We start from the raw sequence: 25231 nt of genomic DNA on the forward strand, positions 1-25231 counted from the left end.
ACCCGCCCGGGTCCTTCGTCAGGACCTTTGGCCCGTCCGATTCGGGACCTTGGTCCCTCCGCTTCGGGAAGCCGTTGGGCAAACTTGGCGATCATGGACATAGGTATCGACCTCGGCACTGCGAACACCCTCCTCTATGTGCGCGGCAAGGGGATCGTGCTCAACGAGCCGTCGGTGGTCGCCGTACGGGCGGACAAGGGCGGCAAGAGCGGGGTGCTCGCCGTGGGGACGGAGGCCAAGGAGACCATCGGGCGCACGCCCGGGTCCATCACCGCCATCCGGCCGCTGCGCGACGGCGTGATCAGCGACTACGAAGCGGCCGAGGAACTGATCCGGCACTTCGTGCGCAAGGCCGTACCGGGGCGCCGCCCCCGTACGCGCATGGTCGTCTGCGTGCCGAGCGGCGTCACGCCCGTCGAGCGGCGCGCGATCGTGCACGCCTCCCAGCGGGCCGGGGCGCGCGCCGTCCACCTGATCGAGGAGCCCATGGCGGCGGCCATCGGCGCGGGGCTCCCGGTCGCCGAGCCCCGCGGGTCGATGGTCGTCGACATCGGCGGCGGGACGACCGAGGTCGCCGTGATCTCCCTGGGCGGCATCGTCACGGCCCAGTCGCTGCGGGTGGGCGGCGACCGGCTCGACACGGCCATCACCGACTACGTCCGCAAGGAGCACGCGCTCCTCATCGGCGAGCGCACCGCGGAGGACATCAAGGTCGGCATCGGGTCGGCGTGGCCGGTGCCGGGCGAGGACGCCCTGGAGATGCGGACGTTCACCGTGCGGGGCCGCGAGAAGGTGGGCGGCCTCCCGAAGACCCTCGACCTGACGGCACGTGAGGTGCGGGCCGCGCTCGACGAGCCGATCGAGCAGATCATCGCGGCGGTCAGGACGACGCTGGAGGAGTGCCCTCCGGAGCTCTCCGGCGACATCATGGAGCACGGCATCGTGCTCACCGGCGGCGGCGCGCTGCTCCCCGCCCTCGACCTGCGCATCGCATCGGCGACGGGCATCCCGGTGTTCGTGGCGGACGACCCGCTGGACAGCGTGGCCATGGGGTGCGGCAAGTGCGTGGAGGACTTCGACGGTCTTGAGCGGGTGATGTCGGCGGCGTAGGGGCGCCCGGCCCGGGGGCGTTGCGCGTCAGGCCGTTTCGCCTGTCGAGAGCGTCGCGCGGACCTCGTACGCCGACGCCCGCGGGCCCGCCTCGAACGTGCCGCCCACCGCTCTGATCCGTTCCGCCATGCCCGTGGTGCCGGTGCCCGCGGAGACCGGGGCGGCGGGTGGTGCCGCGGTGGGGAGCGGGTTGGTGACCGTGATGTGGAGGCGGCCGCCGTCCAGGGTCACGCGGACGGAGACCCGCTCACCCGGTGCGTGCTTCGCCGCGTTCGTCAGGCACTCCTGGACCACCCGGTGCACGGCCGCCTGGCGCAGCGGTGAGAGGGAGTGGGCCGCGTCGTCGACCACGAGGTCGACGGGGCTGCCCGCGCGGCCGCTGCGCTCGGCGAGCTCGGGCAGCGCGGCCAGGCCCGGCGTCGGAGCGCCGTCCGTGCCGCGCTGCACGATGATCTCGTTCAGCATCCGGTGCGCGCTGCGCGCCGTCTCCGAGAGCTCCTCGAAGCCGTCCTCGAAGGGTCCGCCCCCGGCCCTGCGCGCAAGGACCTGGGAGCGCACGCTCAACAGCGTCAGCTCGCGCCCCACGAAGTCGTGCACGTCCCGCGCGATGCGGACCCGCTCCCGCTGGACCGCGTGCAGCGTCTCCGTCTCCACGCGCCGCGCCTCCAGGGCCCGGACCAGGTCCTGCCGGTTCGCGGCGACGCCGACGCCCGCCGCGAGCACGCCGATCGGGACGACCAGGCTGGAGAACTCGCCGAGCGTGTCGCCCCGGTGCACCGGCCAGCCGGGCAGGTTGAACATCACGTACGCGAACGCGACGTACCCGACGACACCGACGGCCCCCGCGAGACGGCCCCGGTAGCGCCCCAGGGAGTACAGCGCGAACTGGGCGAGCGTCAGCTCGTGCAGCCAGCCGAGGAAGCAGAGCGCCACCGCGTACGTCAGCCAGGGCGCCCTGCGGCGCACGAGGAGCGAGCACGCGCCGCCCGCGAGGGCCAGCGCGGCGAGCGGGCCGTTCAGGGAGTTGTCCGCCTCGGCGAGGCCGGGCACGTCCAGGCTCATCAGCGCGAACGCGCTCAGGGCGGTGAGGACGTCCAGCGCGCGCGGCTCCCTCGACCAGCGCCCGCCGAGGCGGCCGGCCGTGGCCGCCGCCTGGCGAATCGCCTGGACGGCGGGCAGGGTGCGCATGCTCTCCATCATCCAAGGTCTTTTGACCCGTTCCACCGGACTTACGTCCCTGATTTGGTGATTTGCCGCACGCCTGCGCTTTGCGGATGAACACGGTCGAACCACGTGTGCGTGCACACAACGGGTGTACTTTCGGCGCGGCTGCCCGCTCTCAGCGCGCGCCGGGGGTCAAATCGGACCATGTGGTATGCCCAGAATCCCGCCAGGCGGACCCATCAGCTCGCCGGTGACGCCGGGGTCCTCCTGTGGACCGCGCTGTGGGCCTTCGCGGCCGTCGTCACGTACCGGCTGGCCTGTCTGCTCGCCCTCCCCCGCGCCCTGCAACAGCACAACGCGCCGCTTCCGCTGGTCGGCGGCCGCGTCGACATCGCGCTGCGGCGCATCGCGGCCGTCATCGACGCGATGGACCCGGTGACCGTACGGACCGCTGTCGCCGTGGGCGCCGTCGCCCTCTTCGTCGTCCCGGTCGGCCTGGTCCTGAACGCCTGGCTGCCGCGCAGGCTGCGGTGGATCCGGCAGGCGGGCGCCGCCCGTGACCTCGCGGCCTCCGACGACGGCCGTGAACTGCTCGCCCTGCGCTCCCTGCTCAGGCCGCTGCACGAGGTGGCCCTCACCGCGTCGGAGATCCCGGACGCGACGCCGGGCAGTCTCGCCTGGGGCTGGCGGCACGGTGATCCCGAGACGCTGGACGCGCTGGCCGAGGCGGAGCTCGAACGGCTCGGGCTCGACTTCACGCCGCTGGGGCCGATGGTGCCGCCGTCATCGGCGCAGGCAGTGCCCGAGGCTCTCGTGCGGCCGGTTCCGGCGCAGGGCGCGGAGGCCGTGGAACCGGAGCCGGTCGCCACGGAGGCGTAGGCCTGGGCGATCGAGCACGCGCGAAGGCCCCGGGACCGTAACGCCCTACGGTCCCGGGGCCTTCGTCCACGTACGTCCAAGAGGCATTACGCCGTCGGCAGTGTCTCCAGCTGCGCCTGCAGCCGTGCGATGTCGGCCTCCGCCTTCGTGAGGCGGCCGCGGATCTTGTCGACCACGTTGTCCGGCGCCTTGGCGAGGAACGCCTCGTTGCCCAGCTTCGCCTCGGCCTGCGCCTTCTCCTTCTCGGCGGCGGCCAGGTCCTTGGCGAGGCGCTTGCGCTCGGCCGCCACGTCGATCGTGCCGGACAGGTCGAGCGCGACCGTGGCGCCCGACACCGGCAGGGTCGCCGTCGCCGTGAACGCGTCGCCCTCCGGCTGGAGGCGCAGCAGCTGGCGGATGGCCGCCTCGTGCGGGGCGAGGGCCGTACCGTCCAGGGTCAGGCGGGCCGGGACCTTCTGGCCCGGCTGGAGCCCCTGGTCGGCGCGGAAGCGGCGGACCTCGGTGATGACCTGCTGGAGCGTCTCGATCTCGCGCTCGGCGGCCGCGTCACGGAAACCGCTGTCCGAGGGCCAGTCGGCGATGACGAGCGACTCGCCGCCGGTGAGCGCGGTCCAGAGCGTCTCCGTCACGAACGGGACGATCGGGTGGAGCAGGCGCAGCGTGACGTCGAGGACCTCGCCGAGGACGCGGGCCGAGACCTTCGCGCCGTCGCCGCCCGCCATGAACGTCGTCTTGGACAGCTCGACGTACCAGTCGAAGACCTCGTCCCACGCGAAGTGGAAGAGGGCGTCCGAGAGCTTGGCGAACTGGTAGTCGTCGTAGAGCGCGTCGACTTCGGCGACCGTCGCGTTGAGGCGGGACAGCACCCAGCGGTCCGTGGCGGACTGCTGCTCGACCGGCGGCAGGTCGCCCTCGATCGTCGCGCCGTTCATCATCGCGAAGCGCGTAGCGTTCCAGATCTTGTTGGCGAAGTTGCGCGAGCCCTGGACCCAGTCCTCGCCGATCGGCACGTCGGTGCCGGGGTTGGCGCCGCGGGCGAGCGTGAAGCGCAGGGCGTCAGAGCCGTACTTGTCCATCCAGTCGAGCGGGTTGACCGCGTTGCCGAAGGACTTCGACATCTTCTTGCCGAACTGGTCGCGGACCATGCCGTGCAGCACGATCGTGTGGAACGGCGGGGTGCCGTCCATCGCGTACAGGCCGAACATCATCATCCGGGCGACCCAGAAGAAGAGGATGTCGTAGCCGGTGACCAGGACGGAGTTCGGGTAGAACTTCGCGAGCGAGTCGGTCTGCTCGGGCCAGCCCAGGGTGGAGAACGGCCACAGGCCGGAGGAGAACCACGTGTCGAGCACGTCGTTGTCCTGCGTCCAGCCCTCGCCGGTGGGCGCCTCGTCGTCGGGTCCGACGCAGACGACCTCGCCGTTCGGGCCGTACCAGACCGGGATGCGGTGGCCCCACCAGAGCTGGCGCGAGATGCACCAGTCGTGGAGGTTGTCGACCCAGTCGAAGTACCGCTTCTCCATCTCCTGCGGGTGGATCTTGACCTTGCCGTCGCGGACCGCGTCACCCGCGGCCTTGGCGAGCGGGCCGACCTTGACCCACCACTGCATCGACAGGCGCGGCTCGATGGTGGTCTTGCAGCGCGAGCAGTGGCCGACCGAGTGCGTGTACGGGCGCTTCTCGGCGACGATGCGGCCCTCGGCGCGCAGCGCGCCGACGATCGCGGAGCGGGCCTCCAGGCGGTCCAGGCCCTGGAAGGGGCCGGGGACCGTGATGACCGCGTGCTCGTCCATGACCGCGATGTTCGGCAGGGAGTGGCGCTGGCCGATCTCGAAGTCGTTGGGGTCGTGCGCCGGGGTCACCTTGACGGCGCCGGTGCCGAACTCGGGGTCGACGTGCTCGTCGGCGACGACGGGGATGGTGCGGTCGGTGAGCGGCAGCTTGATCTGCTTGCCGACCAGGTGCTTGTACCGCTCGTCCTCGGGGTGGACGGCGACGGCGGTGTCACCGAGCATCGTCTCGGCGCGGGTCGTGGCGACGACGATGGTCTCGTCGCCCTCGCCGTACTTCATGGAGACGAGCTCACCGTCGTCGTCCTGGTACTCGACTTCGATGTCCGAGATCGCCGTGAGACAGCGCGGGCACCAGTTGATGATGCGCTCGGCGCGGTAGATCAGCTCGTCGTCGTAGAGCTTCTTGAAGATCGTCTGGACGGCCTGCGAGAGGCCCTCGTCCATGGTGAAACGCTCGCGCTCCCAGTCCACGCCGTCGCCGAGGCGGCGCATCTGTCCTGAGATCTGGCCGCCGGACTCGCCCTTCCACTTCCAGACGCGCTCGATGAAGTCCTCGCGGCCCAGGTCGTGGCGGGACTTGCCCTCCTTGGCGAGCTCGCGCTCCACGACGTTCTGGGTGGCGATGCCGGCGTGGTCCATGCCGGGCTGCCAGAGCGTCTCGTGGCCCTGCATGCGCTTGCGGCGGGTGAGGGCGTCGATGAGCGTGTGCTCGAAGGCGTGGCCCAGGTGGAGGGCGCCCGTGACGTTCGGCGGGGGGATGACGACGGTGTACGGGGGCTTCTCGCTCTTCTCGTCGGCCGAGAAGTAACCCCGTTCTACCCAGCGCTCGTACAGCGGCCCCTCTACCTCGGCCGGCGCGTACTGGGTCGGCAGTTCGGGAGTGGTCGCTGTGGGCTGCTGCTGAGCGTTCTCGGTCACGCGGCCAGTTTAGGGGGGCCGGGGAGCGGTGCCGAAACCGGAATCTTCGATAACGGGTTCGGTATCGTTGTCATCTGCCGTCCCCACCGCGCTGTGGCGTCGTTCAGGATGTCCCGAACACATCAGCGTTTCCAAGGGGGGCTCTCAGCATGAGCCACACCCAGCCGGGGCCGTACGGCGGACAGCAGTCGGGGCCATACGGACAGCAGCCGCAACCGCAATCGGGGTACGGCTACCCACAGCAGGGCGCTTACAGCTACCTGCAGCAGCCGGGTCCCTACGGGCAGCCGTCCCAGGCCCCTTACGGGCAGCAGCCGCAGGCCCCCTATGGGCAGGTCCCGCCGCCCCCGCCTCCGCAGGGCGGCGGCAAGAAGAAGACGGGGCTCGTCATCGGTGGCGTCACGGTGGTTGCGGCCATCGCCGTCGGCGCGTACTTCGTCCTCGGCGCAGGCGGCGGCACCACCGAGGTCAAGGACGACGGGGCACACAAGCTGGTACTGCCCGCCTCGGTCGGCGCGTATGAGAAGAGCAGCTCGGGGTCCGCCGACGGCGGCCCGGTCGGCGCGAACGACAAGGAGAAGGCCGCGGCGCTCGGCGTGCAGAACGCCAAGCAGGTCGGCGGCTCCTACATGAGCGGCTCGCTCGCCAACGCCAAGCGGATGGGTTTCAACGGGCTGTACGGGAAGATCGACGACCCGGAGCAGGCCATCGACAACGGCTTCGACAACGCCCACAAGGACGCCGCCAAGGGCGGCGACGACAACGTCGGGGACAGCGAGAAGATCACCTGGGTGGGCAGCCCCGAGACGGTCGAGCCGGGCGGCCTCGACAACGCGATCATGAAGTGCCAGACCGCCGAGATGAAGAAGGGCGACAAGACCGCTCACCTGCCGATCTGCGTGTGGGCCGACCACAGCACGTACGGCGTCGTCTTCGGCGTCGACATGGCGGCGATGCAGAAGGAGAGCGGCGGCATGGCCCAGGACGACGTCGCCGAGTTCGCGGCAGACCTGCGCAAGGCGGCCCGCACCAAGGCGTAAGCGCGCGTGCCTCGCGTACGAGGATGAAGGGCAGCCCCGCAACAACCCGCGCATCGATCGAACCCGGACGTCCCACCGCCCCCACCCATCCGCGAGGAAGCTCGGAACGTGTAAGCATCGGGAGGGAACCGTTCCAAATCAGTGAGCGGGAGTGAGTCTTGGACTCCAACCGGCTCAACTGGTGCATTCCGAACGGTTTTGGATGCACTGGTTGCCCGCGTTCCTGTCGCGTCCGGCTGCACGCATCGGGTGCGTGGTCCGGGGACGCGGGGGCGGGTTTCCTCACGCTCCTGGCCACGCGGTCCGGCCTGGGCGGTCCGATGCCCACGACGATCACTCTGGTCGTCGTGGGGCGGTGCCGTCCGTCGCCGGATCGCATGCTCGAGGGCGCGCCTACCGATCGCCACCGAGGCGGCGGCGTGTCGGGAAGTCTTCCTGGTCTTGCTGCGGCTTTTCCCAGTGCTCCGCGCCCCACACAGAGGTGTGGGCGGGATCGACGGCGATCACGCTGATACCGGCCTCGGCGCACATCGCCAGGAGCCGGGCGCGGAGTTTGCCGGTGGGGATGCCGGAGACGAGCTGCCGGAACTTCTTGTTCCGGCCGTGCTTCTCCCGGGTTTTGGAGTCGGTGAAGTCGAAGTCTTCGATCGCCATGGCCTGCAACCCGCACGTCTCGGCCCAGTGCAGCAGGCGGGTGAGGGCGTGGCGGAGCTGGGTGTCCCGATGCGGGGCGTTGCCGGTCAGGCCGTAGTCGAAGCGGCGGGGCGCACCGATCGGGTTGCCGTGCTCGTCCAGCAGCCAGGCGGCCAAGTGGGCGGCGTTGGTGTCCACGCCGAACACGCCCTGGGCCCGACCTTCCCGAGCTCGACGGCGCCGTCCTCAAATGCCACGAGATCAAGGTCAACGTCGGCGCCGGTACGGGTACCACCGGCTCCACGAGCGGCTCTTCGAGGCCGAGCTTGCTTATCGGCGGCACCCTGCATCCGGGGCGACCCCAGTACCCTGGGCTACGTCGTCAGCACGGACGTGGCGGGCGCGCTGTCCGGCGCGTCCGCCGACCTCGACGAGCCCACGGGGTCGACGGCCAAGTTTCGCAAGGAAGTCCGCGTCAAGTCCTGATTAGACGCTTCCTGGAAACCTCGGTGTTTGCCCGGTTCGAGATGCCGGGCAAACACCGAGGGAACGGCGCCAGACCAACGCGTCCGCGTAAGGCGCTCTCTACGCCCTATTGCACGCCACACTCGCAATTCCGCCCGACACCCCGGCTTGCACCAGGAGGCTGTAGCAGGCGGGGTTCATGATTTTATTACCCAATGGGCTGACTATTCGTCCCTGGTTGCAAGCCCTCTTCACCTTAGGGCCGATGTCGTAATTCATGGCTGCCACGTAAGCCCGGCAGGAGGACGCACTGGCAGACGCGGGAGCAGCCGCGACCAACGGTAGAACGCCGGCCGCCGCAGTCACGCATGTTGCAACTAGCAAACTCTTACCCTTTGAGAGCTTCATGTTCGTTCCCCTCACCCTCAGTTAAACGTCACTACGGTCGCCGCAAGTTGATCATGGAGGATGTAGTTAGGGCAAGCGGCTACAAGATCCCGGCAGGCCAGGACAGCAAGGGCGGCGGCCCGTCGAGCGTCGCGGACGGTGGCGTCAAGGACGACGGCCCGCACAAGCTGACCACGCCGCAGACCGTCATGAGCGAGTACGAGAAGAACGGGGAGGGCGACGGCGCCCCGAGCAGCATCGACCTCGACAAGGCCGAGGCGGCCGGGGTGAAGAACCCCAAGGACGTGCAGGCCAGTTACAAGTCGGGCAGCGAGGACAACCCGATGTCGCAGAAGATCCTGAGCTTCGGCGGCGTCTACGGCGACATCGAGGACCCGGAGGGCGTCGTGGACCACATGTTCACGAACGCCAAGGAGAAGGACGGCTCGTCGTCGGAGAGCGGCGGCCGCAAGATCACGCTGGTCGGCGAGCCGAAGCAGTACGAGCCCGCCGAGCTCGACGGCGCGGTCCTGAAGTGCCAGGAGATGAAGATCGCCATGGGGTCCGGCACGGGCTCCACGGACACCTCCGCCGACGCGGCCGGCCCGAGCGAGATGTCCGCGGCGACCTGCATCTGGGGCGACCACAGCACCATCGGCTACGTCGTCACGACGGACGTCGCGGGCGCGGTGTCCGGCAAGTCCGCCGACCTCGACGAAGCCGCGACCACCACGGCCAAGTTCCGCGGCGAGGTCCGCGTGAAGCTCTGACGCCGCGCGGGACGGGCCCCTCCCCCCGTCCCTCACACACCTGACACCTCAGGTCCACGGGGCCCGGTCATCGGACCGGGCCCCGTTGCGTCAGGATGTCAGGAACACATAAGCATTTCGGAGGGGGAACCCCATGAGCCACAACCAGCCGGGCCCGTACGGCGGGCAACCGCCCCAGCAGCCCGGGCCGTACGGGCAGTCCCCGCAGGGTGTTCCGCCGCAGCAGCCCGGCCCCTACGGCCAGCCGCCGCAGGCCCCCCAGCCCGGTTACGGCTACCCGCAGCAGGCTCCCCCGCCGCAGCCCGGTTACGGCTACCCCCAGCAGGCCCCGCAGCCCGGCCCTTACGGGCAGCCGCAGGCCCCGTACGGACAGCCGCAGGCCCCCTACGGGCAGCAGGCCCCGTACGGGCAGTTCCCGCCCCCGCCTCCCGGTGGCGGGAAGAAGAAGACCGGGCTCATCATCGCCACCGTCGCAGTGGTCGCCGCGGCGGCGGTCGGCGGCTACTTCGTCCTCGCGGGCGGTGACGACGACAAGGGCGGCAAGAAGGACGCCTCCTCGAACGTCGCCGACGCGGGCATCAAGGACGACGGGCCGCACACCCTCACCACCCCCGCCACCATCCTCGGCGACTACAAGAAGAGCGACGACGACAGCGGCGGCTTCAACGCCAGTGACCTGGCGGCCGCCGAGAAGGCCGGTGTGAAGGACCCGCAGGACGTCAGCGCCGCCTACCAGTCGGGGGACGACAGCAACCCCCTGGGACAGAAGGCCATTCAGTTCATGGGCGTGTACGGGGAGATCGAGAACCCCGAGAAGGTCGTCGACGACATGTTCGCCAAGCTGAAGCAGGACTCACAGGGCAAGGCCTCGGAGACCGGTGAACTGGTCGGCAGCCCCAAGGACTTCAGCACGAGCGCCGCGGCCCTCAAGTGCCAGGAGTCGGTGATCCAGAACGACAACGCCGGCTCCGGCACGTCGTCGGGGCCGAAGGAGATCCACATGCCGGTCTGCATCTGGAGCGACCACAGCACCCTCGCCGTCGTGGTGCCCGTCGAGGTCGTCGAAGCCATGGCGGGCAAGGTGTCGTTCGACAAGGCCTCGGTTACGACGCTCAAGGTCCGCAAGGAAGTCCGCGTCAAGGCCTGACCGACGGGCCGACGAACCCCGCATACGCCGAAGGGGCGCCCCGCGATCACTCGCTGGGCGCCCCTTCGACGTACGGGTCGAACTGCCTTACGGCTAGGCCGACTTCTGTTCCCCGGCGCCGCCGCCCCGCGCCTCGCGCGGCACCAGCGTCGGGTTCACGTTCGAGCGGACGACGTCCGCCGTGATGACGACACGGGCCACGTCCTTGCGGGACGGCACCTCGTACATCACCGACTGGAGGACTTCCTCCATGATGGCGCGCAGACCGCGCGCGCCGGTCTGCCGCAGGATCGCCTGGTCCGCGATGGCCTCAAGGGCCTCACGCTCGAACTCCAGCTCCACGCCGTCGAGTTCGAACAGGCGCTGGTACTGCTTCACCAGCGCGTTGCGCGGCTCGACGAGGATCTGGAGCAGAGCCTCACGGTCGAGGTTGTGGACCGAGGTGATCACGGGGAGGCGGCCGATGAACTCGGGGATCATCCCGAACTTCACCAGGTCCTCCGGCATGATGTCCTCGAACTGGTCCTTCTCCTCCATCTCGCGCTTGGAGCGGATGGTGGCGCCGAAGCCGATGCCCTTCGCGCCCGCCCGCGACTCGATGATCTTCTCGAGGCCGGCGAAGGCGCCGCCCACGATGAAGAGCACGTTCGTCGTGTCGATCTGGATGAACTCCTGGTGCGGGTGCTTGCGGCCGCCCTGCGGGGGCACCGACGCCGTCGTGCCCTCCAGGATCTTGAGGAGCGCCTGCTGGACGCCCTCGCCGCTGACATCGCGCGTGATCGAGGGGTTCTCGCTCTTGCGAGCCACCTTGTCGATCTCGTCGATGTAGATGATCCCGGTCTCGGCCTTCTTGACGTCGTAGTCAGCCGCCTGGATCAGCTTCAGGAGGATGTTCTCGACGTCCTCCCCGACATAGCCCGCCTCCGTGAGCGCCGTCGCGTCCGCGATGGCGAACGGAACGTTCAGCATGCGCGCCAGCGTCTGCGCGAGGAGCGTCTTGCCGGAGCCGGTCGGGCCGAGCAGCAGAATGTTGGACTTCGCGAGTTCGATCGCGTCGTCACGGCCCTGCGCGCCGCCGTTCTCTCCTGCCTGGACCCGCTTGTAGTGGTTGTACACCGCTACCGAGAGGGCCTTCTTCGCGGGCTCCTGGCCCACGACGTAGCCCTCAAGGAATTCGTAGATCTCGCGAGGCTTGGGGAGTTCCTCCCAGCGGACCTCGCTCGTCTCCGCGAGCTCTTCCTCGATGATCTCGTTACAGAGGTCGATGCACTCGTCGCAGATGTACACACCGGGGCCTGCGATGAGCTTCTTGACCTGCTTCTGACTCTTTCCGCAGAACGAGCACTTGAGCAGATCGCCGCCGTCACCGATGCGTGCCACGAGGTGCTTCCCCTTCGCCTGGGAGACGCCACGTTCAGCGGCTCCTGGTGCCTCTATCCGACGGTACCTTGCCGGGCCCCCCGTTCGGGCCCCCCTTGGCACGGTTCACTTCGACGCGAGTCGTACGCGAACCATGCCAAGGAGCGGCAGATGCTACAGCCCTGCGTCAGGCAACCGAGGCATTGTTCATCTTCCGGGTGGAGATGATCTGGTCGATGAGACCGTACGAGAGCGCGTCCTCGGCCGTGAGGATCTTGTCGCGCTCGATGTCGTCGCGGATCTTCTCGATCGGCGTCGTCGAGTGCTTGGCCAGCATCTCCTCCAGCTGCGAACGCATCCGGAGGATTTCGTTGGCGGCGATCTCCAGGTCGGAGACCTGACCGCGGCCCGTCTCGCTGTAGGGCTGGTGGATCAGCACGCGCGCGTTCGGCAGGGCCATGCGCTTGCCGGGCGTGCCCGCCGCGAGGAGCACGGCGGCGGCGGACGCGGCCTGGCCCATGCACACCGTCGAAACGTCCGGCTTCACGAACTGGATCGTGTCGTAGATGGCCGTGAGCGCGGTGAACGAGCCGCCCGGGCTGTTGATGTAGATCGAGATGTCACGGTCCGGGTCCATCGACTCCAGGCACAGGAGCTGCGCCATGACGTCGTTGGCGGACGCGTCGTCGATCTGCACGCCGAGGAAGATCACGCGCTCCTCGAAGAGCTTCGCGTACGGGTCGTACTCACGCACGCCCTGCGAGGTGCGCTCGACGAAGCGCGGGATGATGTAGCGGGACTCGGCGCGGGCGCCGGTGAACTCGGCCTGGCCGCTCTCGGCCTGCGTGCGCTCGTAGAGGCCGCTGCCGGGGAATTTGTTCATCTCTGATTCTCCTGAGAAGGGAGGGGCTGAGGTAGTGGCTTCGGGGCGCTGAGCACGGGGCTCAGGCTCCGGTGCCGCCCCCGCCCGGCATGCTGGCGGCGCTGGACATGATGTCGTCGATGAGGCCGTACTCCTTGGCCTCCTGCGGGTCGAACCAGCGGTCGCGGTCCGAGTCGCGGGTGACCTGCTCGACGGTCTGGCCGGTGTGGAACGCCGTCAGGTCGGCCATCTTCTTCTTGGTGAGCAGCAGCCGCTCGGCGTGGATCTTGATGTCCGACGCGGAGCCCGCGAGGCCCGCGGACGGCTGGTGGATCAGGATCTCGGCGTTCGGCAGCGCGAAGCGCTTGCCGGGCGTACCGGCGCTGAGCAGGAACTGGCCCATGGAGGCCGCCATGCCCATCGCGATCGTCACCACGTCGTTCTTGATGTACTGCATGGTGTCGTAGATCGCCATGCCGGCCGTGATCGAGCCGCCGGGGCTGTTGATGTAGAGAAAGATGTCCTTGTCCGGCTCTGCGGCAAGAAGCAGCAGCTGCGCGGTGATCTTGTTGGCAATGTCGTCGTCCACGGCCTGGCCGAGGAAGATGATCCGCTCGCCGAGCAGCCGGTTGTAGACCTGGTCGCCGAGGCCACCACCGATGGAGGGGTCGCCGGCGGCGGAGGGCATCAGATTCGTCACGTATCCACCTGCTCGTCTTACGACGGCGCCGGGCCGTCTCACGTCTTCAGCTGGGGCCGGGGCACCCGTGTGCTCGCCGCTCCGGGGCGGCTCCGGGGACTCCCCTGCCCTCGTATTCATGGACCCTAACGCGCGGGGTCCCTCCGGGAATCCCGGAGAACCAACTGTTCGCTGTGAGCGCAGGTCGTGCCCCGTAAGGGGCGCGGGGAACTGCGCGGCCAGCCCCCGCCGGGGCCGCGGTCGCGTCTGCCGCGGCGGGCTCCACGGCGGGTGCGGCTTGTACGTGGTTGCTCGCGCAGTTCCCCGCGCCCCTGAAACGGCACCGGGGCCCCCGGGACCGTTAAGTCCTGAGGGCCCCGGTGTACGTTCGGCCGAGCGGCAGCGCTTACGCCTCGGTCTTCTCCTCGGCGGAGTCGGAGGTCGCCTCGACGGTCTCGGCCGTCTCGTCCTCGTCGTCGTCGAGGTCCACGACCTCGCCGTTCGTGTCCTTGACCGTCGCCGCCTCGACGACGACCGCGAGGGCCTTGCCGCGGGCGACCTCGCCGACGAGCATCGGGACCTGGCCGCCCTCGACGACGGCCTGGGCGAACTGGTCGGGGGACATGCCGGAGGACTGCGCGCGACGCATGAGGTGCTCGGTGAGCTCCTCCTGGTTCACGTTCAGCTTCTCCTTGTTGACGAGCTCGTCGAGGACGAACTGCGTCTTGATGCCCTTCTCGGCCTGATCCTTGGTCTCGGCGTCGAACTCTTCCTCGGTCTTGCCCTGGATCTCCAGGTACTTCGCGAGGTCGAGGCCCATCTGGCCGAGCTGGTGGTTCACCAGGTTGTGCTTGCGGGTCTCGATCTCGTCCGCGAGGAGCTTCTCGGGGACGGGGACCTCGACCAGCTCGAGCAGCTTCTCCAGGACGCGCTCCTGGGCCTGCGTCGCCTGGTCGTACTGCTTCATGTTCTCGAGGCGCTTGCGGCTGTCGGCCTTCAGCTCGTCGAGGGTGTCGAACTCGGAGGCGAGCTGCGCGAAGTCGTCGTCCAGGGACGGCAGTTCGCGGGCGGCGACCTGGGTGACCTTGACGGTGACCTCGGCCTCCTGGCCGGCCGCCGAGCCGCCCTTGAGCTCGGAGGTGAAGGTGGCCTCGCCACCGGCCTCCAGGCCCTTCACGGCGTCGTCGATGCCCTCGAGGAGCTCGCCGGAGCCGATCGTGTAGGAGACGCCGGACGCGACGCCGTCCTCCAGGACCTCGCCCTCGACCTTGGCCTCGAGGTCGATCGTCACGACGTCGCCGTCCTCGGCGGCACGCTCGACCGGGGACGTGGAGGCGAAGCGCTCGCGCAGCTCCTCGACGGCCTTGTCGACGTCCTCGTCGCTGACCTCGACCGCGTCGACCTCGACCTCGATGCCGGAGTAGTCCGGGATCTCGATGGTCGGGCGGACGTCGACCTCAGCGGTGAAGTTGAGGGTCTCGTTGTCCTTCAGCTCGGTGATGTCCACCTCGGGCTGGCCCAGGACGTTGAGCTCGGCCTCGTTGACGGCCTCGGTGTAGAACTTCGGGAGCGCGTCGTTGACGGCCTCTTCGAGGACGGCGCCACGGCCGAACCGCTGGTCGATGACGCGGGCCGGGATCTTGCCCTTACGGAAGCCCTTCACCGTGACCTGCTGGTTGATCTTCTTGTAGGCCGCGTCGAGGCTGTCCTTGAGCTCCTCGAAGGGCACCTCAACAGTGAGCCGAACCCGGGTCGGGTTCAGGGTCTCCACGGCGCTCTTCACGGTTCGGTCTCCTTGGGGCTGACTTCTTGGGATTCTGCCCGGCTCAGAGACACACGGGCACACAGCTTGCATAGTAACGGCAAGCAGGAGCCGAGCCACAATGCGATCTTGTGAGGGTGGTTTCGTTGGTCGGGGTGGCGGGATTTGAACCCACGGCCTTCCGCTCCCAAAGCGGACGCGCTACCAAGCTGCGCCACACCCCGTCGGTGCGACACGTAGGGTACATGCCCGCAGGCAGTGCGGCTCCCGGTTAAACCTGGCCGGTTCCGGGGGGCACGTGCGGCGAGGGCCGGGGACCCGCTACGATGCGTGTCGTGCCGCGGCTTCCGCTCGTGGCGCGATCTGTGCGGGCGTAGCTCAATGGTAGAGCCCTAGTCTTCCAAACTAGCTACGCGGGTTCGATTCCCGTCGCCCGCTCTCATACGGAAACCCCAGGCCCGACCGGCCTGGGGTTTCCGCGTTCATCCCCGGGCCCGGGATCGCGCGTCAGAAGCTGATCGAGTTGATGGTCTCCGCCACTTCGTTCAAGAAGCGGTTTATGGAAGGTGCCATACCCGTGGAGGCGAGGAAGAAGCCGAAGAGCACCGCGACGATCGCGGGCCCCGCTTTGAGGTTCCCCCCACGGATCAGCACCACGAGGATGATCGCCAACAGCAGCACCACTGACAGCGAAATGGCCACACTGATCACACCCTAGGTCGATCGCTCTCCCGGCCCGGGGGGTACGACCCCGCACACCCCCGCCACCGACCATCGTGCCACCAACAGGCCTCCTCCATGCGGCCGGTGACGCAACGTCGGCCAACACCTGACGCCCCCCGCGCGCAAGGGCGCCCAGGGGGCGCATGGGCAGCGCATGGTCGTACAGCAATTCGAGGCCCCGCGGCCATCGGAATTCGACTTGACCGTTGCCATCGCCACACACGACGTTCGCAGGAAATTCGAATTGTCACGGAGGGCACATCCGGCATCCATTAATCGGACATTCCACCGGAGTCGCCCCCGGGTGGTATGCACCATTTAAACCGGATGAGTTGTGACGTACTGGACAGGATCCAGTCGCGAGCCATCACATCTCTTTGTCGACCACCGGCATTCACTGACGTGATTGTCAGGGATTGAGTCGAGAGAAGTGACGGGGGTTTTACGAATACGCCGGAGCGACGCTAGGGTGCCTCAGATGTTCCACGCTGCCACCACCCCCGTAGGCGCAGTGCGGTCCCGGGTCGTCTCGCCGAGCTCTTGGTGGGAGGGCCTGTGACCAACTCGGTGCACCCGCACGGACGCCACCGGGCGCCCCTCCCCCCGGCCCAGGTGCCGGCGGCCGGAGTCCCCACTCCCCGCGCCCCCCACCCGCCCCCGCAGGCCGCCCCCACAGCTCCCCCCACCCCGGCCGGCCGCAGCACCGCCCACAGCGGGCCGAAGCCCGCCAAGCAGCGCGACGCGTTCTTCGACAACGCCAAGTACCTGGCGATCGTCCTCGTGGCGATGGCCCACGCATGGGAACCGCTGACCGATCACAGTCGTACCGCCGAAGCGCTGTACATGACCGTCTACACCTTCCACATGCCGGCGTTCATCGTGATCTCCGGCTACTTCTCGCGCAGTTTCGACATGCGGGCCGACCGCCTCAAGCGGCTCGTGACCGGTGTCGCCGTGCCGTACGTCCTCTTCGAGATCGCGTACACCTTCTTCAAGCGCTGGGCCGACGACGACCCCGGCCAGCCCATCAGCCTGCTCGACCCCTGGTACCTCACCTGGTTCCTGGTCGCGCTCTTCGTGTGGCGGCTCACCGTGCCGCTCTGGAAGATCGTGCGCTGGCCGGTGCCGCTCGCCCTGGCCATCGCCACGCTCGCCGTGATCTCACCCGACATCGGCGACGACCTCGACCTGCAGCGCGTCCTGCAGTTCCTGCCGTTCTTCGTACTGGGCCTCTTCATGAAGCCCGAGTACTTCCAGCTGGTGCGCCGCCGCGAGGTGCGTCTCCTGTCGATCCCGGTCTTCGCGAGCGCGCTGCTCCTGGCGTACTGGGCGGGTCCCCGGATGACCTCGGCCTGGTTCTACCGCCGGGACAGCGCCCAGGAGCTGGGTGCCCCGTGGTGGGCCGGTGTGGTGATGACGCTTGCGCTCTTCGGCTGCTCCGTCGTCCTCACCGCGTGCTTCTTCGCGTGGGTGCCGCGCCGCAAGATGTGGTTCACGGTCCTCGGCGCCGGCACGCTGTACGGCTACCTGCTGCACGGCTTCCTCGCCAAGGGCTCCCGTTTCTGGGGCTGGTTCGACGACTACGAGTGGCTGCACCAGCCGCTCGGCGAGATCTTCGTGTCGGTGGTCGCCGCGAGCGTGGTCACCGCGCTCTGCACGCCACCGGTGCAGCGGATGTTCCGGTTCGCGATGGAGCCCAAGATGGAGTGGGCGTTCAAGCGGGACGCGGCGCAGCTCGCCCGCGAGCGGGCCAGGTCGACGTAGCGGAATCGAGCGGATCCGGTTCTACCGGAGCCCCAACAGGGCGCGCATGGTGGCGTACTTCGCCGTCAGGCGCGCCCTTGTCGTTGCGTCGAGGACCGCGAGGCGGGCCGGGTCCGCGTTGTGCGCCAGGTCCGCCTCTTTCACGAGGCGGGCGCCCGGGGTGGCGAGGATCCGTTCGGCGTACGTCTCCGGGGGCTCGCCCGTGCGTTTGGTGAGGGCGAGGACGATGTCCTTGGTGCGCGGGGTCAGCGGGGCGTCCGTGAGCCACCGCTCCGACAGGGCGTCGTCCTCGACGGAGTCGTGCAGCCAGGCCGCCGCGATCTGCTCGTCGTCGCCGCCCCGCCGCCGCACGCCCTCGGCCACGGCCTGGAGGTGTTCGGCGTAGGGGCGGCCCGCCTTGTCCTGCTGGGCGGCGTGCGCCTCGCGGGCGAGGGCCTCCACCTCGGACAGGGACAGCGGTTCGGCGGAGCGGCCTGCGGGCGTCATGCGGCCGACCTCAGCGCCGCCCTCGCCGGGATCGTCGCCGAGGCGAGGCCCATGATCAGGACCGCGCCCACGAAGGAGCCGTACACCAGCGGCGGTACGTACGGGGATTCGCCGGTCAGGCCCTTCATCATCGGGATGAGCGTGGCGAACGCGATGGCCGAGCCGATGACGATGCCCGCGCAGGCCACGAGCAGCGCCTCCCAGCGGATCATCCGCAGGACCTGGCGTCGGGTGGAACCGATCAGGCGCAGCGTGCCGAGTTCGCGGCGGCGGTCCAGGACCGTCATGACCAGGGTGTTGATCGCGGCGATGGCCGCGAAGCCGCCGAGTACGGCCGCCATCGTGGTGTTGGCCCAGGCGTTGAGCTCGTTGTCCATGGACTGTGCGGTGGCGTAGCCGTCGCGGTCCTTGAGGGCGCCGAGTCCGGCGAGCGCCTGCGGGGAGCCGCCGCGGGTCCAGATCTCGGTGGTGAAGGCGGAGGTGAGGTGCTGTTTCAGGTCGGCGGCGGGCATGGTCACCTGGGAGAGGCCGAGGCCCCTGCCGTACGTCGCCACGACGGTCGGCGAGGCCTTGGTGCCGTCGGGCAGGCGGATGCCGAGGCGGTCGCCGGTCTTCACGTGGGCGGAGTCGGCGAGGGTGGCGTCGACGGCGATCTGCCCCTTGCCGAGCTTCAGGGTGCCCGTCTCGACCTTCAGGTCCTGGACCTTCGAGAATGCGGCGGCGGTGCCCGTGACGCCCTGCGTCGACGCGGTCGTCAGATAGCGGTCGCCGCCCGAGCCCACCGGCACGAGCACGGAGGACTTGAGCAGGCCGACGGCGGAGGTGACGCCCTTCGCGTCGGCGGCCTTCGCCAGTGTTCCCGGGGCGAGGCCGCCGTCGGAGGTGACGATGTGATCGGCGGTGATGCCCGCGCGCTGCTGGTCGGCGGCGACTCGCTCCTCGCTGGTGTGCATGAAGACGAGGACGGAGGAGAAGGCCATGGCGAGCACGATCGGGGTGATCGCGGAGGCCAGACGGCGGGCGTTGGAGCGGGAGTTGGCGGCGGCGAGCGAGGCGGACGCGCCGGCGCCGCGCAGCGGGAGGCCGAACAGGGCGGCGCAGCCGCGGGCCAGGAGCGGGCCGAGCAGGGCGACGGCGAGCATGAAGAGCATGACGACGCCGAGCGCCGCGTTCGCCGCGTCGTCGCCGGAGTTGTTGGCGGCGACCCCGGCGAAGATCGCGCCGCCGACGGCGGCCGCGATGCCGAGCGGCGTACGGATCCAACCGAGCGGCACCCGCTCCACGGCGGCCTCGCTGAGCGCCTGGCCCGGCTTGATGCGGGAGGGGCGGCGGGCGGCCATGTAGCCGGCGCCGAGCGCGGTGAGGACGGCGACGCCGACGGCGCTGACGAGCGGGATGAAGGAGACGGACAGGTCGACGCCCTGGGGGATCGCGCCCTTCTCCTTCAGCTGCCCGAACCACCAGCGGGCCAGGGCCATGCCGGGCAGCAGGCCGACGGCCGCTGCGGCGGGGGCGACGAGCAAGGTCTCGGTGGCGATGGTGCGGCGGATCTGGCGGGGGGTGGTGCCGATGGCGCGCAGCAGTGCGTACTCGCGGGCGCGCTGGCCGACGGAGAGGGCGACGGTGCCCGCGGCGGTGAAGACGGCGGTGAGGGCGGCGATGCCGCCGAAGGAGCCGCCGAGGCCGGTGAGCAGTTCCTTGGCGTAGGCGAGCGAGGAGCCTTCGGCTTCGCTGCGGTCGTCGCCGGTGTGGACCTCGGCCTTGTCGCCGAGGGCGTGCGCCACCCGGGACTTGAGGGTGTCGACGGTGACGCCCGCCTCGGGCAGGACGGCGATGGCGTCGACGCGTCCGGGGTGGCCGGAGATGCGGACGGCCTCGGAGTCGGCGAACCAGGCGGTGGGTGCGGTGTCAGCGGCGCTTGCGGTGCCGGAGACACGGAAGGTGCGCGGCCCCTCCGCGGTGGTGAGGGTGGTGCGGTCGCCGACGGAGGCGCCGGGGGCGGCGAGGACGACCTCGCCGGAGTGCGGGGCGCGGCCCGCGGTCAGCTTCTCGCCGGTGAAGGCGGTGGAGCCCCAGCCGTGGGCGGTGACGTCCTTGTCGCCGGACTTGACGGGGAAGGTGACGTCGGGGACGGCGGTGCGGGCGCCGGGCACCGAACCGGCCCTGGTGACCAGGGAGTTGTCGACGCGGGCCTGGTCCGGCAGGGGTGTGTCGGACTCGGACTTGCTGTCGCCGCTGCCGGCGACGAAGTGGACGGACTGCTTCGCGGCGGCGACGACGGGGGCGCCCGCGTACCGCTCGGACGGCACGGAGGCGCGTAGCCCCGTCTCCAGGAGGATTCCGCAGGCGGCGACGATGAGCGAGGCCATCATCAGGGCGACGAAGGTGCCGGCGAAGGCGGCGGGTTTGAAGCGGACGGCCGCGCGGGCGAGGCCGTTGGGTACGTACGCCATTACGCTGCCACCCCCGCGTAGGCGGGCGCGGTCAGGGTGGTCATGCGGGCGGCGATCCGGGCGGCGGAGGCGCGCTCCAGGCGGTCGACGAGGCGGCCGTCGGCGAGGAAGAGGACGCGGTCGGCGTGGGCGGCGGCCGCGGGGTCGTGGGTGACCATGACGACGGTGGCACCGAGACCGTCGACGGCGGAGCGCAGCAGGCCGAGGATCTCGCCGGCGGTGGTGGTGTCGAGGGCGCCGGTCGGCTCGTCGGCGAAGATCACGTCAGGCTCGGTGACCAGGGCGCGGGCGATGGCGACGCGTTGCTGCTGGCCGCCGGAGAGCTGGCCGGGGCGGCGGCGGCCCTTGTCGCCGAGGCCGACGCGGGTGAGCATCTCGGCGGCCTTGCGGCGGTCGGGACGGTGGCCGGCGAGGCGGATGGGGAGGACGACGTTCTGCTCGACGGTGAGTGAAGGCAGCAGGTTGAAGGCCTGGAAGACGAAGCCGAGGCGGGTGCGGCGCAGGGCGGTGAGCTTGTTCTCGCTCATGCCGGTGATCTCGGTGCCGCCGAGGTGGACGGTGCCGCCGCTGGGCCGGTCGAGGCCTGCGGCGCACTGCAGGAACGTCGACTTGCCGGAGCCCGAGGGGCCCATGACGGCGGTGAAGCTGCCGCGGGGCAGGGCGAGGTCGATGCCGGCGAGGGCGTGGACGGCGCCGGAGCTGCGGCCGTACTGGCGGCGGACGCCGCGCAGTTCGACGGCCCAGTCGCCGGGTGTCCCGCCGAGAACGCGGACGTCGTCCTCGACGACTCGGTTCTTCTTCCGCCGCAGCCCCATGTGTGTGTCCACCTCTCCGTACGAATTCGACCCCTTGAACCTACGGAGAGGGGGGTGGTGTGGACCATGAGGGCGGCTGGCGGACCCGGGGTGGGGAGAACCCCACCAAGCACGTTCAGGGACGCCTCGCCGATCGTTTGGTAACCTAACTATTGACGCGTTCTTGACGCTCTCTTTGCCATTCTCCTTTTTGCCACCCCTACGTGAGGAACGGGCCCATCGGACACGCAGACACCTTGATAGCCATGGGCGGCGCCTTTCTCGCCGCCGCCGTCCTCGCCCGCCTCGGCGGCCGCATCGGACTCCCCACCATTCCGCTCTTCATCCTGGCCGGGATCCTCCTCGGCCCCCACACCCCCGGCGTGGTCCTGGTCTCCGACCCCCACGACCTGGAAATGCTCTCGGCGCTCGGCCTTGTCCTGCTGCTCTTCTACCTCGGCCTCGAGTTCCACATGGACGACCTCAAGACCGGCGGCCGCAAGATGGCCATCGCGGGAGGCACGTACCTCGCCCTGAACGTCGGCGCCGGCCTGGGCTTCGGATTCGCGCTCGGCTGGGGCACCTCCGAAGCGCTGGTCCTCGCCGGAGTGCTTGGCATCTCCTCCTCGGCGATCGTCACCAAAGTCCTCGTCGACACCGGCAGGCTCGGCAACCCCGAGACGAAGCCGATCCTCGGCATCATCGTGGTCGAGGACATCTTCCTGGCCCTCTACCTCGCGGCGCTCCAGCCCATCCTGTCCGGCGCGGACAGTCTCGCCGCGGCCGTGATGGACGGCGGCAAGGCCTTCGGCTTCCTGCTCCTGCTCGCCCTCGCGGCCCGCTACGGCACCAAGCTCGTCGGCCGCCTCATGGACACCCGGGACGACGAACTCCTCGTCATCTCCTTCCTCGGCGTCGCTGTCCTCGTCGCCGGAGTCTCCGAATGGTTCGGCGTCGCCGACGCGATCGGCGCGTTCATGGTCGGCCTGATGCTCGGCAGCACGGCGTCCGGCGACCGCATCCGCACCCTGGTCCACCCCCTGCGGGACGCCTTCGGCGCGATCTTCTTCTTCGCCTTCGGCCTCTCCATCGACCCCGGCGACCTGCCGGTGGTCCTCTGGCCGGTCCTCGCCGCGGTAGCGGTCACCCTCCTGATGAACGTCCTCGCAGGACTCGGCGCGGCCCGCGTGTACGGCTTCGGCCCCAGCCCCGCGGCGAACATCTCCACGACACTCCTGGCCCGCGGCGAGTTCGCCCTGATCCTCGCCACGATGGCAGCAGGCGCAGGCCTGGACGAACGCCTCTCCCCCTTCATCGCGGGCTACGTCCTGCTCCTCGCGGTCCTCGGCCCGCTGGCCGCGGGACGGTCCGAGTGGCTGGCACGGATATTGCCGGGCGGGAAGGACGGAGGTGGCTACGGGGACGGCGGGCCGGGCTCGTCGACCGGTCTTTCGCGGAGTTCGGCGAGCAGTACGGCGTGACGGCCGTACGAGCTCACGCCTCCCGGCAGATGAGCAGCAGTGCCCTGTCGTCGTTGACGTCCTTGGCGACTGCCTCGATGAGGTGCCAGGCCGCCCCGTGGAAGCCGCCCGCCACGTAGCGGTCGGCTTCGCCGGTCAGGCGGTCCATGCCCTCGGCGATGTCGCGGTCGGAGGTTTCGACGAGGCCGTCGGTGAAGAGCATCAGGACGTCGCCGGGGCGCAGGACGCCTTTGACGGGGTCGAACTGGGCGCCGTCGTAGACGCCGAGGAGCGGGCCCTGGCCTGTCTTCTCCTCCCAGCGGCCGCTGCCCGCACTGAGCTGGAGGCCGGGCGGGTGGCCCGCGGAGAAGAGTTCGTAGTCGCCGGTCTCCAGGTCGAGGACCAGGTGGATGGAGGTCGCGAAGCCCTCGTCCCAGTCCTGCCGGAGCAGGTAGCCGTTGGCGGCGGGCAGGAAGGCGTGCGGGGGCAGGGAGCCGAGCAGGCCGCCGAAGGCTCCGGAGAGGAGCAGCGCGCGTGAACCCGCGTCCATGCCCTTGCCGGAGACGTCGGTGAGGACGGCCTCCAGGGTGCGGCCGCCGTTCGTGCGGGCCGCGACCACGAAGTCGCCGGAGAAGGACTGGCCGCCCGCCGGGCGCAGCGCCATCTCGCGGTGCCAGCCGCGCGGCAGCTTCGGCAGCTTGCTCTGGACGCGGATGCGTTCGCGCAGGTCGAAGAGCATGGTGCCGCCGCCGCGCCAGGGCACGCCGACGCGGCTGCGGAACTGGGCGATGAGGAGTCCGAAGAAGCCGCAGGCGGCGACCACGAGGACCGTGCCAGGGGTGACGCGGGCGGCGCCGTCCGTGTACGGGCCGAGCCGGACGGACTCCACGATCAGGGCCACCGCGGAAGCGGCGTACAGGCCCAGCAGGCTGGCGGGGCGCAGCAACAGGCCGCCCGCGACGATGGGCAGGACGAGCGCGGACGGTGAGAACCACTCGTTGTTGATGATCGTGCAGGTGGTGATGACCGGGATGGTGAGGAGCAGGCCGGCCAGGGCGACCCAGTCGGAGCCGTCGCCGCGGAAGTAGTCGACCCCGGATTTGCGCAGCACGATGCGGACCCGGTGCACCCTCTTCTTCATCCGGGCCGTGAACGTGTCGGCTTCCGCGCGTACCTCCATTGCTCGTGGACCTTATCCAGCGGGCCGTGTACTTCGCACGGGAGGTCCCGGTTGTCCCCCGTCAGGGGCATGCCCCGCGCGGTCGGGGAAGGGGTGCGGACGGGGTCAAGGGCGGGGAAAAACCCGTCGCACCGGGCGGTACCGCGCTGATAGGCATGGCATATGACAACAGACTTGCGGGTGCTCGCGAAGGGCGACTGGGACGCGTGGTACCGGACGTTGGAGCTCGCGTTCGGCGGGGTCGCCGAGTCGGACGAGGAACGTGAGCTGTGGAGCGACCTCATCGAGTGCGACCGCTCGATCGGCGTGTGGGACGGCGCGGCGTGCGTGGGGACCGCGGGGGCGCTCTCCTTCCGTGTGGCCGTGCCGGGCGGTGCGCTGGTGGACGCGGCGGGCGTCACGACGGTCGGCGTCGCGGCCACGCACCGGCGGCGCGGGATCCTGACGTCGATGATGCGGCGGCAGCTGGACGACGTCCGCGCGGCCGGCGAGCCGATCGCCGTGCTCACCGCGTCCGAGCCGGCCATCTACGGCCGGTTCGGGTACGGCGCGGCGACGCGGCAGATGAAGGTCGACATCGACACGACGCGGGTGTCGCTGTCCCTGCCCGCGGGGACGGACGACGTACATCTTCGGTACGAACGGCCCGCCGACGTCCACGAGGCCTGCGAGGCCCTGTACGCACGACAGGTGACGGAGCGTCCGGGCATGACCGCCCGGCAGCCCGGCTGGGAGCGGCTCGGGCTGCTCGACCCGCAGAGCGAGCGGAACGGCGCGTCGCCGCTGCAGTGCGTGGTGGCCGAGCGGGCGGGTGAGCTCGTCGGGTACGTGCGGTTCGCCGTGAAGCCCGACTGGGAGTGGCGGGGCCCGAAGGGTTCGGTCCAGGTGCGCGACATCGACGCCCTGGACCCGGCGGCGTACGCGGCGCTGTGGCAGTTCCTGTTCGACATCGACCTGACGTCTTCGGTCGTCGCGCGCAACCGCCCGGTGGACGACGCGCTGTTGCAGCTGGTCTCCGACGTCCGCCGCTGCGACGTCTCGGTACGGGACTCGCTGTACGTGCGGCTCGTCGAGGTGGGCGCGGCGCTCGAAGCACGGACGTACCAGACGCCGGTGGACGTGGTGTTCGAGGTCGAGGACGCGTTCTGCCCCTGGAACGAGGGCCGCTGGCGCCTCACCGGCGACGCGAAGGGCGCGTCGTGCGAGCGCACGGCCGACGCGGCCGACCTCTCCTTGTCGGTACGTGAGCTGGGCGCCGGCTACCTCGGCGGTACGTCCCTCACGTCACTGGCGGCCGCGGGCCGCGTCCGGGAGCTGCGCCGGGGCGCGCTGACCGAGGCGTCGGTGGCCTTCGGGTCGGATGTGGCGCCCTGGCTGTCGCACGGGTTCTAGGTTCCGGCCGG

The 25231-nt window shown here is 69.9% G+C and carries 19 protein-coding genes, 2 tRNA genes and 1 pseudogene; 9 read left to right on the plus strand and 13 right to left on the minus strand.

Annotated features, from left to right (window positions below; all coding sequences use genetic code 11):
- The first annotated feature begins 93 nt into the window (after positions 1-93).
- The gene (locus NOO62_RS13950; protein ID WP_268771216.1) at positions 94-1110 is read left to right on the plus strand and encodes a rod shape-determining protein; all 1017 of its coding nucleotides are present in this window, start codon (positions 94-96) and stop codon (positions 1108-1110) included.
- A 27-nt stretch (positions 1111-1137) separates the two neighbouring features.
- Here NOO62_RS13950 and NOO62_RS13955 read toward each other — a convergent pair whose 3' ends face one another.
- A complete protein-coding gene (locus NOO62_RS13955) occupies positions 1138-2298 on the minus strand; it encodes a sensor histidine kinase (protein WP_268771217.1) in 1161 nt (386 codons plus the stop codon).
- A gap of 180 nt (positions 2299-2478) precedes the next feature.
- On the opposite strand from NOO62_RS13955, the gene NOO62_RS13960 reads away from it, so the two are divergent.
- On the plus strand, positions 2479-3153 hold the full coding sequence (locus tag NOO62_RS13960) for a hypothetical protein (protein WP_268771218.1): 675 nt from the start codon (positions 2479-2481) through the stop codon (positions 3151-3153).
- An 86-nt stretch (positions 3154-3239) separates the two neighbouring features.
- On the opposite strand, the gene NOO62_RS13965 is transcribed toward NOO62_RS13960, so the two are convergent.
- Entirely contained in the window at positions 3240-5864 is a 2625-nt protein-coding gene (locus tag NOO62_RS13965) for a valine--tRNA ligase (protein WP_268771219.1), read from the minus strand.
- Between the two features lie 149 nt (positions 5865-6013).
- Between NOO62_RS13965 and NOO62_RS13970 the strand changes: the two genes are divergently transcribed.
- Positions 6014-6904: a hypothetical protein gene (locus NOO62_RS13970; protein WP_268771220.1), complete on the plus strand. Its 891-nt coding sequence runs from the start codon at positions 6014-6016 to the stop codon at positions 6902-6904.
- A 137-nt stretch (positions 6905-7041) separates the two neighbouring features.
- Here the strand turns inward: NOO62_RS13970 and NOO62_RS13975 are convergent.
- Positions 7042-7753, minus strand: a pseudogene (locus NOO62_RS13975) (IS200/IS605 family accessory protein TnpB-related protein); the annotation flags it as partial.
- A 710-nt stretch (positions 7754-8463) separates the two neighbouring features.
- Here NOO62_RS13975 and NOO62_RS13980 point away from each other — a divergent pair.
- Both NOO62_RS13980 and NOO62_RS13985 read left to right on the plus strand, forming a co-directional pair.
- Entirely contained in the window at positions 8464-9159 is a 696-nt protein-coding gene (locus tag NOO62_RS13980) for a hypothetical protein (RefSeq protein WP_268771221.1), read from the plus strand.
- Between the two features lie 133 nt (positions 9160-9292).
- Positions 9293-10306: a hypothetical protein gene (locus tag NOO62_RS13985; protein WP_268771222.1), complete on the plus strand. Its 1014-nt coding sequence runs from the start codon at positions 9293-9295 to the stop codon at positions 10304-10306.
- 93 nt (positions 10307-10399) lie between these two features.
- On the opposite strand, the gene clpX is transcribed toward NOO62_RS13985, so the two are convergent.
- The 5 genes from clpX to NOO62_RS14010 form a co-directional block, all read right to left on the minus strand.
- Positions 10400-11686 carry an ATP-dependent Clp protease ATP-binding subunit ClpX gene (gene clpX, locus NOO62_RS13990; protein ID WP_268771223.1) on the minus strand — a complete coding sequence of 429 codons (1287 nt, stop codon included), beginning with the start codon at positions 11684-11686 and terminating at the stop codon, positions 10400-10402.
- A 166-nt stretch (positions 11687-11852) separates the two neighbouring features.
- Complete coding sequence (locus NOO62_RS13995) at positions 11853-12548, minus strand: ATP-dependent Clp protease proteolytic subunit (protein WP_268771224.1); 696 nt, start codon at positions 12546-12548, stop codon at positions 11853-11855.
- A gap of 61 nt (positions 12549-12609) precedes the next feature.
- Positions 12610-13215: an ATP-dependent Clp protease proteolytic subunit gene (locus tag NOO62_RS14000; RefSeq protein ID WP_268775614.1), complete on the minus strand. Its 606-nt coding sequence runs from the start codon at positions 13213-13215 to the stop codon at positions 12610-12612.
- 397 nt (positions 13216-13612) lie between these two features.
- Positions 13613-14989 (minus strand): trigger factor, encoded by a 1377-nt coding sequence (gene tig, locus NOO62_RS14005; protein ID WP_268771225.1) that lies wholly within the window; start codon positions 14987-14989, stop codon positions 13613-13615.
- Between the two features lie 126 nt (positions 14990-15115).
- A tRNA-Pro gene (locus NOO62_RS14010) sits at positions 15116-15192 on the minus strand.
- A 143-nt stretch (positions 15193-15335) separates the two neighbouring features.
- On the opposite strand from NOO62_RS14010, the gene NOO62_RS14015 reads away from it, so the two are divergent.
- Positions 15336-15406: transfer RNA gene (locus NOO62_RS14015), tRNA-Gly, on the plus strand.
- Between the two features lie 69 nt (positions 15407-15475).
- Here NOO62_RS14015 and NOO62_RS14020 read toward each other — a convergent pair.
- The gene (locus NOO62_RS14020; RefSeq protein WP_268771226.1) at positions 15476-15670 is read right to left on the minus strand and encodes a hypothetical protein; all 195 of its coding nucleotides are present in this window, start codon (positions 15668-15670) and stop codon (positions 15476-15478) included.
- A 576-nt stretch (positions 15671-16246) separates the two neighbouring features.
- Here NOO62_RS14020 and NOO62_RS14025 point away from each other — a divergent pair.
- A complete protein-coding gene (locus NOO62_RS14025; protein ID WP_268771227.1) occupies positions 16247-17455 on the plus strand; it encodes an acyltransferase family protein in 1209 nt (402 codons plus the stop codon).
- A gap of 21 nt (positions 17456-17476) precedes the next feature.
- Here the strand turns inward: NOO62_RS14025 and NOO62_RS14030 are convergent, their stop codons facing one another.
- Genes NOO62_RS14030 through NOO62_RS14040 form a run of 3 tightly spaced genes read right to left on the minus strand, consistent with a single transcriptional unit; the run spans position 17477 to position 21209 of the window.
- Complete coding sequence (locus NOO62_RS14030; protein WP_268771228.1) at positions 17477-17941, minus strand: HD domain-containing protein; 465 nt, start codon at positions 17939-17941, stop codon at positions 17477-17479.
- Positions 17938-20394: an FtsX-like permease family protein gene (locus NOO62_RS14035; RefSeq protein ID WP_268771229.1), complete on the minus strand. Its 2457-nt coding sequence runs from the start codon at positions 20392-20394 to the stop codon at positions 17938-17940. The genes NOO62_RS14030 and NOO62_RS14035 overlap by 4 nt, the downstream gene beginning before the upstream one ends.
- Positions 20394-21209: an ABC transporter ATP-binding protein gene (locus NOO62_RS14040; RefSeq protein WP_268771230.1), complete on the minus strand. Its 816-nt coding sequence runs from the start codon at positions 21207-21209 to the stop codon at positions 20394-20396. Before NOO62_RS14040 ends, NOO62_RS14035 begins: the two co-directional genes overlap by 1 nt.
- Before the next feature lie 245 nt (positions 21210-21454).
- Here NOO62_RS14040 and NOO62_RS14045 point away from each other — a divergent pair, with 245 nt between their 5' ends.
- A complete protein-coding gene (locus NOO62_RS14045) occupies positions 21455-22669 on the plus strand; it encodes a cation:proton antiporter (RefSeq protein ID WP_268771231.1) in 1215 nt (404 codons plus the stop codon).
- A gap of 13 nt (positions 22670-22682) precedes the next feature.
- Here the strand turns inward: NOO62_RS14045 and NOO62_RS14050 are convergent, their stop codons facing one another.
- A complete protein-coding gene (locus tag NOO62_RS14050) occupies positions 22683-23828 on the minus strand; it encodes a PP2C family protein-serine/threonine phosphatase (RefSeq protein ID WP_268771232.1) in 1146 nt (381 codons plus the stop codon).
- Between the two features lie 162 nt (positions 23829-23990).
- On the opposite strand from NOO62_RS14050, the gene NOO62_RS14055 reads away from it, so the two are divergent.
- Positions 23991-25220, plus strand: coding sequence for a GNAT family N-acetyltransferase (locus tag NOO62_RS14055; protein ID WP_268771233.1), 1230 nt, complete (start codon positions 23991-23993; stop codon positions 25218-25220).
- Positions 25221-25231 lie beyond the last annotated feature (11 nt).

The organism is Streptomyces sp. Je 1-369, assembly GCF_026810505.1.
Lineage (GTDB): Bacteria > Actinomycetota > Actinomycetes > Streptomycetales > Streptomycetaceae > Streptomyces.